Annotated in this window: 12 protein-coding genes; 2 read left to right on the top strand and 10 right to left on the bottom strand. The window is 59.7% G+C overall.

Annotation, left to right across the window (positions count from 1 at the left end; genetic code table 11):
* Positions 1-121: 121 nt before the first annotated feature.
* The 5 genes from dxs to WBR57_RS25990 form a co-directional block, all read right to left on the bottom strand.
* Positions 122-2,020, bottom strand: coding sequence for a 1-deoxy-D-xylulose-5-phosphate synthase (gene dxs / locus WBR57_RS26010; RefSeq protein ID WP_424087846.1), 1,899 nt, complete (start codon positions 2,018-2,020; stop codon positions 122-124).
* A 110-nt stretch (positions 2,021-2,130) separates the two neighbouring features.
* A complete protein-coding gene (ispA, locus tag WBR57_RS26005) occupies positions 2,131-3,018 on the bottom strand; it encodes a (2E,6E)-farnesyl diphosphate synthase (protein ID WP_424087844.1) in 888 nt (295 codons plus the stop codon).
* A complete protein-coding gene (locus tag WBR57_RS26000) occupies positions 3,015-3,257 on the bottom strand; it encodes an exodeoxyribonuclease VII small subunit (RefSeq protein ID WP_003176346.1) in 243 nt (80 codons plus the stop codon). The genes ispA and WBR57_RS26000 overlap by 4 nt, the downstream gene beginning before the upstream one ends.
* 156 nt (positions 3,258-3,413) lie before the next feature.
* Positions 3,414-3,791: a MerR family transcriptional regulator gene (locus WBR57_RS25995; RefSeq protein WP_424087841.1), complete on the bottom strand. Its 378-nt coding sequence runs from the start codon at positions 3,789-3,791 to the stop codon at positions 3,414-3,416.
* Positions 3,730-4,374 (bottom strand): NAD(P)H-dependent oxidoreductase, encoded by a 645-nt coding sequence (locus tag WBR57_RS25990; RefSeq protein ID WP_424087839.1) that lies wholly within the window; start codon positions 4,372-4,374, stop codon positions 3,730-3,732. The genes WBR57_RS25995 and WBR57_RS25990 overlap by 62 nt, the downstream gene beginning before the upstream one ends.
* Before the next feature lie 210 nt (positions 4,375-4,584).
* Between WBR57_RS25990 and WBR57_RS25985 the strand changes: the two genes are divergently transcribed.
* Both WBR57_RS25985 and WBR57_RS25980 read left to right on the top strand, forming a co-directional pair.
* On the top strand, positions 4,585-5,664 hold the full coding sequence (locus tag WBR57_RS25985) for a PDDEXK nuclease domain-containing protein (RefSeq protein ID WP_424087838.1): 1,080 nt from the start codon (positions 4,585-4,587) through the stop codon (positions 5,662-5,664).
* Positions 5,665-5,850: 186 nt separating this feature from the next.
* On the top strand, positions 5,851-7,164 hold the full coding sequence (locus tag WBR57_RS25980; RefSeq protein ID WP_424087836.1) for a sensor histidine kinase: 1,314 nt from the start codon (positions 5,851-5,853) through the stop codon (positions 7,162-7,164).
* Between the two features lie 51 nt (positions 7,165-7,215).
* Here the strand turns inward: WBR57_RS25980 and ycaC are convergent, their stop codons facing one another.
* The 5 genes from ycaC to WBR57_RS25955 all read right to left on the bottom strand — a co-directional run bounded on the left by ycaC (position 7,216) and on the right by WBR57_RS25955 (position 11,334).
* Positions 7,216-7,848, bottom strand: coding sequence for an isochorismate family cysteine hydrolase YcaC (gene ycaC, locus WBR57_RS25975; RefSeq protein ID WP_424087834.1), 633 nt, complete (start codon positions 7,846-7,848; stop codon positions 7,216-7,218).
* A gap of 386 nt (positions 7,849-8,234) precedes the next feature.
* Positions 8,235-9,005 carry a LexA family transcriptional regulator gene (locus WBR57_RS25970; protein WP_424087832.1) on the bottom strand — a complete coding sequence of 257 codons (771 nt, stop codon included), beginning with the start codon at positions 9,003-9,005 and terminating at the stop codon, positions 8,235-8,237.
* Positions 9,006-9,218: 213 nt separating this feature from the next.
* The gene (gene ppa / locus WBR57_RS25965) at positions 9,219-9,746 is read right to left on the bottom strand and encodes an inorganic diphosphatase (RefSeq protein WP_003176323.1); all 528 of its coding nucleotides are present in this window, start codon (positions 9,744-9,746) and stop codon (positions 9,219-9,221) included.
* Positions 9,747-9,855: 109 nt separating this feature from the next.
* A complete protein-coding gene (locus tag WBR57_RS25960; protein ID WP_424087830.1) occupies positions 9,856-10,671 on the bottom strand; it encodes a zinc-dependent peptidase in 816 nt (271 codons plus the stop codon).
* Positions 10,672-10,677: 6 nt separating this feature from the next.
* Positions 10,678-11,334 carry a DedA family protein gene (locus tag WBR57_RS25955; RefSeq protein WP_424087829.1) on the bottom strand — a complete coding sequence of 219 codons (657 nt, stop codon included), beginning with the start codon at positions 11,332-11,334 and terminating at the stop codon, positions 10,678-10,680.
* Positions 11,335-11,543: the final 209 nt, after the last annotated feature.

Raw genomic sequence — 11,543 nt, 5'->3', positions numbered from 1 at the left:
AATGTGGGAGCGGGCTTGCTCGCGAAGGCGGTGTGTCAGTCACAGTCAATGCTGCTGATCCACCGCGTTCGCGAGCAAGCCCGCTCCCACATTTTAGTCCCTGTTTTACCGGGGAATCGGGTTACAGGTTCAGCAGTGCCATGCGCTCGCGCACCGACGCCTCGATACCGGCTTCATCCAGCCCGCACTCGGCCAGCATCTGCGCCGGCTTGGCGTGTTCGACGTACACATCCGGCAAGCCCAGGTGCAGCACCGACTTGAGGATATTCTCCCGCGCCAGGAACTCGCTGACCGCGGCACCGGCGCCGCCCATGATGGCGTTTTCTTCGACGGTCACCAACAGCTCGTGGCCGGCGGCGATGTCGCGTACCAGCGCTTCATCCAGGGGTTTGACGAAACGCATGTCGACCACGGTGGCGTCAATCTTGTCGGCGACTTTCAAGGCTTCAGCCAATTGCACACCAAATACCAGGAACGCGAGCTTGCTGCCCTGGCGGCGAATAATGCCCTTGCCGATTTCAATCGGTTCCAGGTCTTTTTCGATCACTGCATTCGGGCCGTTGCCACGCGGGTAGCGCACGGCAGCCGGGCCGTTGTACAGGTGGCCGGTGCTGAGCATTTTGCGCAGTTCGTTTTCGTCGCTCGGTGTCATTACCAGCATGCCGGGGATGCAACGCAGGTAGGACAGGTCGAAGCTGCCGGCGTGGGTCGGGCCGTCTTCGCCCACCAGGCCGGCGCGGTCGATGGCGAACAGCACGTCGAGGTTCTGTACCGCCACGTCATGCACCAACTGGTCATAACCGCGCTGCAGAAAGGTCGAGTAGATCGCCACCACCGGCTTGGCGCCTTCGCAGGCCATGCCGGCAGCGAAGGTCACGGCGTGCTGCTCGGCAATCGCCACGTCGAAGTAGCGCAGCGGGAAACGCTCACTGAACTCGACCAGATCGGAGCCTTCCTTCATCGCCGGGGTAATGCCCACCAGGCGCGAGTCGGCGGCGGCCATGTCGCACAGCCATTCGCCGAACACACCGGAGTACTTCGGCCCACTGGCTTTTTTCGGCGCAGCAGCGGGGGCGTCGATGGGTTCGAGCTTGGTAATTGCGTGGTAACCAATCGGGTCGACTTCCGCCGGGGCGAAGCCTTTGCCTTTCTTGGTGACGATGTGCAGGAACTGCGGGCCCTTGAGGTCACGCATATTGCGCAGCGTGGCGATCAGCGTCGGCAGGTCATGGCCGTCGATCGGGCCGATGTAATTCCAGCCCAGTTCTTCGAACAGGGTGCCGGGCACCAGCATGCCCTTGGCATATTCTTCGGTACGCCGGGCAATTTCCCACGCGCCGGGCAGACGCGAGAGCACCTTTTTGCTGCCTTCACGCATGCTCGCGTAAGTGCGGCTGGAAAGGATTTTTGCCAGGTAATTCGACAGGCCTCCGACATTGCGCGAGATCGACATGTCGTTGTCGTTGAGGATCACCAACATGTTGGCGTTCACTTCCGGCGCATGGTTCAGTGCTTCGAAGGCCATGCCGGCGGTCAGCGCACCATCCCCGATCACCGCAATCGCCTTGCGATCGCTGCCTTGCAGGCGGGCGGCAATCGCCATGCCCAGCGCTGCACTGATGGAGGTGCTGGAGTGGCCGACGCCAAAGGTGTCGTATTCGCTCTCGGCGCGGCGTGGGAAGGCGGCGATACCGTCCTTCTGGCGCAGGCTGGCCATGCGCTCGCGACGGCCGGTGAGGATTTTATGCGGATACGCCTGATGGCCCACGTCCCACACCAGCCGGTCGTCCGGGGTGTCGAAAACGTAATGCAGGGCGATGGTCAGCTCGATGACGCCCAGGCCGGCACCAAAATGCCCACCGGTCTGGCCGACCGTGTAGAGCAATTCCAGGCGCAACTCATCGGCCAGGGTTTCCAGCTCGGCTTCACCCAACCGACGCAGGCCGTCCGGCGTGACAGCACGGTCGAGCAGGGGCGTGGACGGGCGCTTGCGGGGAATCTCTTGAAACGTCGTGGGCATCAGGCGAATCGTTATAGGTATAGAAGAGGCGGCAGTTTACCTCAAGCAGTGCAAACTGCCCACGCAGAGCGCCGAACTTGGCCGATATGCGGCCGCAAAGGCCGCGGATATCAGTGGCGACGTTCGACGATATACCGCGCCAAGTCACGCAGCGGCTCGGCTGCCGCGTCGAAAGGTCGCAGGGCGGCCAGCGCCTGGTCACGCAGTTCAAGGGCATAGGCCTTGGCAGCTTCAAGCCCCAGCAAGGCCGGATACGTCGGTTTGTCGCGTGCGATATCAGCGCCTTGGCGTTTGCCCAGGGTCGCCGTGTCACTTTCCACGTCGAGAATGTCGTCCTGCACCTGGAACGCCAGGCCAACTGCGCGGGAATACGTCTGCAGGGCCGCCAATTGTGCGGGCTCGGCATGCCCGCTGGCCAAAGCGCCGAGGTGCACAGCCGCCTCGATCAGCGCACCGGTCTTGTGGCGGTGCATGTGCTCAAGGGCTTGCTGGTCCAGGTTGAGGCCGACCGAGCCCATATCGATGGCTTGCCCGCCAACCATACCGGCCGGGCCCGCAGCCAATGCCAGCGCCGTGACCATGCGCAGGTTGATCTCGGCGTTCACGCTGTTCAAGCGCGGGTCCAGCAATGCACTGAACGCCAGGCTCTGCAGACCGTCACCGGCCAGGATCGCATAGGCTTCATCAAAGGCTTTATGGGTGGTCGGCTGGCCGCGACGCAAATCGTCGTCGTCCATCGCCGGCAAATCATCATGCACCAGGGAGTAGGCGTGGATCAGTTCTACCGCACAGGCCGCGCCGTTGGCCTGCTCGGCCGGTGCGCCCAACGCTTCACAGGCTGCATACGCGAGCAACGGGCGCACGCGCTTGCCGCCATTCATCACGCTGTAGCGCATGGCTTCATAGAGGCGCTGCATTTGCGGGCTTGGCGCAACAAACAAGGGCTCGAGCGCCGCATTTACCCGGGCTTGGCTACTGGCCTGATACGCGTCGATCATTCGGGCTGTTCCGCATCGAAAGGTTCTTCGGCCAACTCCCCGTCGCGTTCCAGCAGCACCTGCACTTTTTGCTCCGCCTGCGCCAAGGCGCTCTGGCAGTCGCGGGTCAGGCCGATGCCTTGCTCAAACGCCGTCAACGAGTCTTCCAGCGACAACTCGCCGTTCTCCAGACGCTCGACCAGGGTTTGCAGGTCGGCGAGGGATTGTTCGAAATCGAGTGCAACTTTTTTGCGGGCCATGGCGGCTATTCCGGTAGACGGTAAACCGGCGGGACACTAGCAGACATGCGGATTCTGGGCAAATGAGCCGGGCGGGTCGCTGGGCATGTGAGCCCAATAACGCGCTTATTCGGCTGATTAAATGAGCCCCTTGGCCGCTTCTCTCTGCAATGGGAGTCACCCTACCTTTGTTGCTGAGGAGCACTGGCCTTGCGCCTCCATCCACTGTGCCTCAAATGCCAGCAAGTTCCCGTGCATCTTTTGCAGTTCAGCTATTTTCACGGCCAATTCCTGTTTCTTTTTGGCGATGGCTTGGTCCGCCCGATCCCACGGCAAGCCCTCAAGTCGGTGGCTTCCAAGGATTTCCTGCAACTCCTTGAGCTTGAATCCCAACTGCTGCGCGCATTTGATGAACATCAGCAGCTCAACACTTTGCTGCGAATACACCCGGTACTGGCCCTCGCGTTGCGGTGTCGGCATAAGGCCAATTGCCTCATAGTGCCGAATCGCCTTGATGGTCGTGCCCGACAACTGCGCGGCTTTGCCGATGTACATGAAAATTCCTTTTTCCCAAGAGTGCAGCGGTCTGTGTCAGCCATTTTTCTCGCTGTGTCGGTTTAGAACCCAGCACCGGCCCGAACATCAGCGTTTTGGTTGGTTTGATGCCGCAAAACACCAGCGTCGTGATGCGCATTTGATGAATGGCCGGCATGCGGTTTATCCAACGGTAATACCACGCCGGCGTGTCCAGGGTCACCAGCAAGTGCGCGGTTCGGCCGTGCAGCAGTTTGTCCGGGAACAGCTTGCCCACGCGGTATTTGAAGGCAAAGCCGGGCAGGAAAGTGCGATCGATAAACCCCTTCATCAGCGCCGGGATGCCACCCCACCAGACCGGAAACACGAATACCAGATGAGTCGCCCAGAGCATATCGGATTGAGCATGGAGCACGTCGGGTTCCAGTGCCTGGATCCGGGTGTAGCCGTGGTGAAGGACGGGGTCGAAAGCCATTTCGCCCAAGCTCAGGACGCGCACCTCGTGGCCTGCGTTTTTCGCAGAGTGGAGATAGGTGTCTGCGAGGGCCCCGCAGAAGCTGGTGCGGGAGGGGTGGCCGAGAATAACCAGGGTGCGTTGAGTCATGGAAAGAGTCCTGAAAATGATGACTTTCAGGGTAAGGGTTGCCGTATAGGGGAGGGTCAAGGTGTGATGTCGGGTACGTGATTTTCAATAGCCAGCAGGACAGTTCCGAATGCTAAGCAGGCCCCTTCCTGAAGCGATTTTGGCTGCTTGTGAGCGCCAAACCCCGTGACTAGTCTGCCGCTTCCGGCGATTAATTCAGGGGGAACAGGCATGAACGACACATCGAGTGGCCTAGCCATGGCCCCTGAGGGTTACAGCGATTGGCTGGTCGACCTCAAAAGCCGCATTCATAGTGCTCAACAGCGCGCCACGCTGGCGGTAAACCGGGAGTTGGTGTTGCTTTACTGGCAGATCGGCGCCGATATCCTGGCCCGCCAGGCCAAGCAGGGGTGGGGCGCCAAGGTTATTGAGCGTCTTGCGCAGGATCTGCGTGCTGCTTTCCCTGAAATGAAGGGCTTTTCTCCGCGTAATCTCAAATACATGCGCGCTTTTGCCGAGGCGTGGCCGGACTCGGAGTTTGTGCAAGAGGTGCTTGCACAATTGCCTTGGTATCACCAACTGGCGCTGTTGGACAAACTCCCAGGCCCCGAAACCCGCCGCTGGTACGCCGCCCAGGCGATCAAGCACAACTGGTCGCGCAATGTCCTGGTCATCCAGATTGAGGCTCGCCTGCTGGAGCGCAGCGGTAACGCGGTGAGTAATTTCGAGAGCCATCTGCCCAAACCGCAGTCCGATCTGGCGCGCGAGTCTCTGAAAGACCCTTACCGCTTTGATTTTCTCAGCCTGGGCGCAGATGCCCATGAACGCGACATCGAGAGCGCGTTGATCAAGCATGTCACCGATTTTTTGCTGGAGCTGGGGGCGGGTTTTGCCTTTGTCGGCCGCCAGATGCGCCTGGATGTAGGCGGTGACGAGTTTTTTGTCGATTTACTGTTCTATCACCTGAAGTTGCGCTGCTATGTAGTCATCGAGCTCAAGGCCGGCCGGTTCAAGCCTGAACACCTCGGTCAATTGGGTTTCTACCTTGCGGCCGTGGATGCACAATTCAGGCTCCCGCAGGACGGCCCCACCATCGGCCTGCTGTTGTGCAAGAGCAAGAATAAGATCGTCGCCGAGTACGCACTGCGCGATAACGTCCGCCCCATCGGGGTGGCTGAGTATCAACTGGTCGAGTCGTTGCCGGCGGAGTTGCAAACCAGCTTGCCCAGCATTGAACAGATCGAGCGTGAGTTGGCCGGTGACGCTTGCATGCAAAAGAAAGCGTCAACCCTCCAGGCTGGGAACGATTAATGGCCTAGTGCTTCTAACCCACTGCCTCATACACACCGATCAAATCCGAAACGTCAGAAAAACCACAATCCATCCCCGGATGTTGCCTAACGGACGCACGGGTATAAGGTTTTCTTCATTTACCTTGCTGCACCGTTCTTCCCCAAGCATCATTCTTTTCCCTGGACCTGATCGCGACGTATGCAGATGCCTCATCTTCCTGCCCCGCTACCCGCCAATGAGCAGGAGCGCCTCCGGTCCCTGGAACATCTGGGCGTATTGGACAGCCCACCTGAACCTGGTTTCGATGACATCGTGTTGCTTGCAACCAGCCTGTGCGACGTGCCGATTGCATTGGTGTCGCTGGTGGACAAGGAACGCCAATGGTTCAAAGCCTGCATCGGCCTGGACGTGCGCGAGACCCATCGCGACCTGGCTTTTTGCGCGCACGCCATTCTGGCTCCGGATGAGGTGCTGGTGGTCGAGGACGCCAGCCTGGACGCGCGTTTCGAGCACAGCGCGCTGGTGCTGGGGCCGCCGTACATCCGCTTTTATGCGGGCGCGCCGATTCTCGATGATCGTGGTTTTGCGTTGGGCACGGTCTGCGTCATCGACACCCGGGCCCGCACACTGACGGTGGGGCAACACAATTCCTTGCTGGCACTGGCCCGCCAGACCGCCTCGTTGCTGCAATTGCGCTTGCTCAGTGAACAGCGCGAACTGCGCGCCCGCAGCCTGGAAAACGAGCTCGCTCAAGCCCAGGCGCTGGGGCGTCAGGCTGAACAATTCATGCACCACGCCAAGCGCGTATCGTCCCTGGGCATGGTGGCCGCCAGTATCGCCCACGACTTCAACAACCTGCTGCAGGCCATGAGTGCCAGCTTGCAGATGGTGCGGCTGCGAGCGCGCCGGCCAGAGGATGTCGAGCGGTTCAGCGATGCGGGCCTGCAAGCCGTGGATCAAGGCCGGCTGCTGGTCAACCACCTGCTGACCAGCGTTCGTCACGACAGCCCGAACTTGATGTGCATCGACGTTAACGAACGCCTTGAAAGCATGCGTGACGTGCTGCAACGGACCGTCTCGGACGGTATCGAGCTGTCATTCGATCTGTCGGCTGCGCGCACCGGGGTGTTATGCGAAGAGGCTCAGTTAAGCGCCGCGGTCATCAACCTGCTGGTCAACGCCCGCGATGCCCTGGGCGGCAACGGCCGGGTGCACATCAGCTCGCGGCAGGTCAGCGTTGATCAGGACGAAGCATTGGCTGCTGGTAATTACCTGCTGCTGAGCGTCACCGACAACGGTCCCGGCATGCCCGAGATGTTGGCTGCCAAGGTTTTCGAGCCGTTCTTTACCACCAAATGCGCGGGCAAAGGCACAGGCCTTGGGTTGTCCCAGGTGCTCGAATTCGCCCAGCGTGCAGGCGGCACGGTCAAAGTCCAAACCGCCCCGGGCGCCGGCACCACTATGAATCTCTATCTGCGTGCCCTTGGCCGAATCGACGCCAACCTGCCTGTCGGCTGAAGCGCCGAAAGCCTGCTTTTCAGGGCAGGCGTTCGGTATGCGTCGCTATGTTCAGTCCTTGCGCGCCGTCAGCGCCGAGTAACCATTCATCAAGTTGCGGTAGTTAGGAATGCGCTGGGACAGCAGGTTGCCCAGGCCTTCGATATCGTTGCGCCAGTCGCCCTGCAACTCACACGCCACCGAAAACCAGTTCATCAACTGCGCACCGGCTTGCGTCATCCGGCTCCACGCCGCCTGCTGCACGGTCGTGTTGAAGGTGCCTGAAGCATCGGTGACCACAAACACATCAAACCCTTCCGCCAGCGCCGACAACGTCGGGAACGCTACGCACACGTCCGTGACCACACCGGCAATGATGATCTGCTTACGGCCAGTGGCCTTGATCGCCTTGACGAAATCCTCGTTGTCCCAAGCATTGATCTGGCCAGGGCGAGCGATGTACGGCGCGTCCGGGAACATCTCTTTCAGTTCCGGCACCAGCGGGCCGTTCGGGCCTTGCTCAAAACTGGTGGTGAGGATGGTCGGCAAGTTGAAGAACTTGGCCAGGTCGGCCAGGGCCAGCACGTTGTTCTTGAACTCGTTGGGCGAGAAGTCCTGCACCAGGGAGATCAGGCCGGTCTGGTGGTCGACCAGCAGCACAATGGCGTCGTCTTTGTTCAAGCGGTTGTAGGTTGGAGTGCTCATGGTTGAATCCTTTTTTGTTTAAGTGGGTTGGGCGTTGCGTTCAACATGGGCACAGATTAATGGGTGGGCGGCGGGGGATAAATCGGGTTGGATGTGTCTTACTGTCAACTGAATTAGGACAATTGGCGAGTAGTGTTGGGGAGGAAGAGGGGTGTGGAGAGATGGTTTTTTTTCCAGGCATTAAAAAGCCGGCTAGTGGCCGGCTTCTCGGGGACTGCTTCAGCTTATTTTTGACAAACCTCACCAGCCTTCAAATCGCTCAGCCAACTTACCGTCTGGCTGAATAGTAGGGGCATCAGCGGGAACTCCTCCGCATCGCCGGGCAAGGTTGATAGCTTGGTGCCACCCCCCTGCCAAAGGTGCGGCGCATGATACCCACATTCATTTCAAATGCCCACCTCCGGTTCCGGTTTAGAGCCTTCCCAGCCCAGCAGGTGTTCGTCGAGCGGCACATGCCTGCGGTTGTTCAGGGTGGACCACCAGAATACCCAGCCGAGGATCTGGAAGTTCTGTTCGAAGCGCTGGTCGTGGGTCAGGTATTCGTCGGGGTGTTCGCTGGCGTTGTGGCTGCGCATGCGCAAACCACCGCCAGGGCGGTTGTAGAGGTATTTGATGCGCAGCATGCCGTCGTGTTCGACGGCGTAGATCTCGCCGTCGATGATTTGGGTGCGGCCTCTGTCGATGGCGAGGGTGGAGCCTTGTTGGATGATGTCGATCATGCTGTTGTCGACCATGAAGGCGCCCAGGGCGCGGTCGGGTTTTACGTTGAGGGCTTCGAGTGTGTGCAGGGCGACGCGGATGCACTCGATGGCGGTGAATGAAGCGTGGAGCGGGATTTCCACGTCGAGTTGTTGCGCGTGGGCGGCGGGGCCTGTGAGGTATTTGCCGGTTTCTTCACGGGCAGACAGTCCTTTGCGAGTGTCCGGGCCTTCCAGCAGGAAGTTGGCCGGTGGGTGTTTGGGGCCTTCGCCGGTGCGTAGCCATCGGCTGGAGATGCACAGCAGTTCTGCGATCTCGTTGAGTCGGCCCATGGGTACACCGCGCTTGAACCAGTTGTTCACGTGTTGCGGCGTGACACCACGGTTCTTGGCGAAGTCGGAGGCGGAAAGATGCACTTCCCGCAGTAACGCTTTTAAACGATCACCTGATGTATTCATAAACGCGAGTTTACTGGCGGGGAAAACAGATCAAATAAACCATGCGTTGACGTGCGCCTGTAGGTATTTGCTTAGTTGTAGCCTGATCTTTCAGATATCAAACTCGGTTAAACCTTAACTGTAAGAAGTTGAACTTTGCGTTTAATTTTTCCCACAAAAAAAGCCCCGAGTGATCGGAGCTTTCTTGATTGCCTGGGCAATGTGGAGCGGGTATCAGCCTTTGTAGGCCGCTACCGACTTCATGATCTCGGCGCGGGCGGCGTCGGCGTTGCCCCAACCGTCGATCTTCACCCATTTGCCTTTTTCGAGGTCTTTGTAGTTCTCGAAGAAGTGCTTGATCTGTTCCAGCAGCAGTGGCGGCAGGTCGGTGTATTCCTTCACGTCCACGTACAGTTGCGACAACTTGTCGTGCGGCACAGCGATAACTTTGGCATCGCCGCCGCCGTCGTCAGTCATGTTCAGGATGCCGACTGGACGAGCGCGGATAACCGAACCTGGGGTCACCGGGTAAGGGGTTACAACCAGTACGTCGAGGGGGTCACCGTCGTCGGCCAGGGTGTTAGGGATGAAACCGTAGTTGGCCGGGTAGAACATCGGGGTGGCCATGAAACGGTCAACGAACAGGCAGTCGCTGTCTTTGTCGATTTCGTATTTGATCGGCGCGTGGTTGGCCGGAATCTCGATGGCGACGTAGATGTCGTTCGGCAGGTCTTTGCCAGCCGGAATCTTGCTGTAGCTCATTGGGCGTTGCCCCCGTTAGTTGGCCAAGAAACTTGGCCGGATTGGCCTAAAAGTGGCGGCGATTATAGGCATATTCCGTCGCCGATGCCATGCGCCAGACGTCGTACGGTTATTCGCCCTGCGGCTGATAACGCGGGTCATGCGCTTGCAGTTGGTTCAGGCGGGCCAGGGGATCCTGGCGGTAGAAGCTGCTGAGTTGGGCGTATACCTGTGGATAACTTTCGACCAGCAAATCCGGGGCACTGAAAAAATATTCGCTGGTGACGGCAAAGAATTCAGCCGGGTTTTCGGCGGCGTAGGGGTCGATCCGGGTTTCAGCGTCCGGGTTGGCGTCGAGCTGGCGATTGAGGTCGTCAAATGCGCTTTGCATCACGCTGGCCCATTCTTGCACACGCATGTCGTGGTGCAGCGGCGGCAGGCCGTTGGCGTCGCCGTTGAGCATGTCGAGCTTGTGCGCGAGTTCGTGGATCACCAGGTTATAGCCTTCCCACTGGCCGCTGGCGAGCACGCCAGGCCAGGCGAGAATCACCGGGCCTTGCTGCCAGGCTTCGCCGCTGTGCTCGCCGTCCCACTCGTGTTCGATGCCGCTGCTGTCGCGGTGGCGCTGGGGGCTGACGAAGTCGTCGGGGTACAGCACGATTTCGTGGAAGCCCTGATACCAGTCGAGGTCGCCGAGGTTCATCAACGGCAGTTGGGCCTGGGCGGCGAGCAGCAAGCGCTGTTCCTGATGCAGCTCGACGCCGGGCAGGGCGGTGAGGTGTTTTTCGGCGAGGAACACCACGCAGGCTTCGCGCAGCCACAGGTCCTGGTCGGCACTGATGCCGTCGAGAAAGGTCAAGTGGTGGCGCACCCGTTGCCAGGTGTCGTCGGCAATCGGGTGCTTGGCCAGCAGGCGCCGGCGACGCCAGGCGCTGAGGGACCACATCGCGGGTCAGTTCGACTTGGCTTCTGAGGATGAGCGGCCAAAGCGGCTGCGGAACACGCCAATGATCATCGGCACCAGTGACAGCAGGATGATGAACACCACCAGCAGCGACAGGTTTTTCTTGATAAATGGCACGTTGCCGAAGAAGTAGCCCAGGGTCACCAGGCCGCCGACCCAGAGGATAGTGCCCAGCACGCTGAAACCGAAGAATCGCGGGTAAGGCATTTTGGCAATCCCGGCGACGAACGGCGCAAAGGTGCGCAGGATCGGCAGGAAGCGCGCCAGGGTCACGGTTTTGCCGCCGTGCTTGTCGTAGAAGTCGTGGGTTTTTTGCAGATAGTCGCGGCGGAAGATTTTCGAGTTCGGGTTATTGAACAAGCGTTCGCCGACGGTTCGCCCGATCACGTAGTTGGTGCTGTCACCGAGGATCGCCGCCAACATCAACAGGCCGCCCAGCAAGACCGGGTCCATGCCGCCGCCTGCCGCGACTGCGCCGGCGATAAACAGCAATGAATCACCCGGCAGGAACGGCATGACCACCAGGCCGGTCTCGCAAAAGATCACCAGAAACAGAATGGCGTAGATCCACGGACCGTAATTGGTTACCAGCAGGTCGAGGTAGACGTCGAGATGCAGGATAAGGTCAAGCGGGTTGAAATCCATGGATGGCACCTGTGTGGATGGCCCGGCTCAGCAGGCCTGTGCGGAAGCTCGGGCAATAAGGCTACAAGTGTATGCCGCATTTCTTACAACCCTGAAAGGTCCGCATTATACGGATTGAGCGGTGAAAAGCGTGTGGGTTTTGTAGCCAAGGATGTCGCAGTTATCAAAGCTATACATCCACCCAATGTGGGAGCGGGCTTGCTCGCGAA

The sequence above is a fragment of the Pseudomonas sp. genome, from assembly GCF_049590575.1.
Taxonomy (GTDB): Bacteria; Pseudomonadota; Gammaproteobacteria; order Pseudomonadales; family Pseudomonadaceae; genus Aquipseudomonas.
This window is presented reverse-complemented; position numbering and strand designations above follow the sequence as displayed.

Bases quoted from the DNA above. Each gene is read 5' to 3' on its own strand.
- WBR57_RS25960 (WP_424087830.1), bottom strand. From the start codon at position 10,671: ATGTGGTCCCTCAGCGCCTGGCGTCGCCGGCGCCTGCTGGCCAAGCAC.
- WBR57_RS25970 (WP_424087832.1), bottom strand. From the start codon at position 9,005: ATGAATACATCAGGTGATCGTTTAAAAGCGTTACTGCGGGAAGTGCAT.
- ppa (WP_003176323.1), bottom strand. From the start codon at position 9,746: ATGAGCTACAGCAAGATTCCGGCTGGCAAAGACCTGCCGAACGACATC.
- WBR57_RS25955 (WP_424087829.1), bottom strand. From the start codon at position 11,334: ATGGATTTCAACCCGCTTGACCTTATCCTGCATCTCGACGTCTACCTC.
- WBR57_RS25990 (WP_424087839.1), bottom strand. From the start codon at position 4,374: ATGACTCAACGCACCCTGGTTATTCTCGGCCACCCCTCCCGCACCAGC.
- ispA (WP_424087844.1), bottom strand. From the start codon at position 3,018: ATGATCGACGCGTATCAGGCCAGTAGCCAAGCCCGGGTAAATGCGGCG.
- WBR57_RS25985 (WP_424087838.1), top strand. From the start codon at position 4,585: ATGAACGACACATCGAGTGGCCTAGCCATGGCCCCTGAGGGTTACAGC.
- WBR57_RS25980 (WP_424087836.1), top strand. From the start codon at position 5,851: ATGCCTCATCTTCCTGCCCCGCTACCCGCCAATGAGCAGGAGCGCCTC.
- WBR57_RS26000 (WP_003176346.1), bottom strand. From the start codon at position 3,257: ATGGCCCGCAAAAAAGTTGCACTCGATTTCGAACAATCCCTCGCCGAC.
- dxs (WP_424087846.1), bottom strand. From the start codon at position 2,020: ATGCCCACGACGTTTCAAGAGATTCCCCGCAAGCGCCCGTCCACGCCC.
- WBR57_RS25995 (WP_424087841.1), bottom strand. From the start codon at position 3,791: ATGTACATCGGCAAAGCCGCGCAGTTGTCGGGCACGACCATCAAGGCG.
- ycaC (WP_424087834.1), bottom strand. From the start codon at position 7,848: ATGAGCACTCCAACCTACAACCGCTTGAACAAAGACGACGCCATTGTG.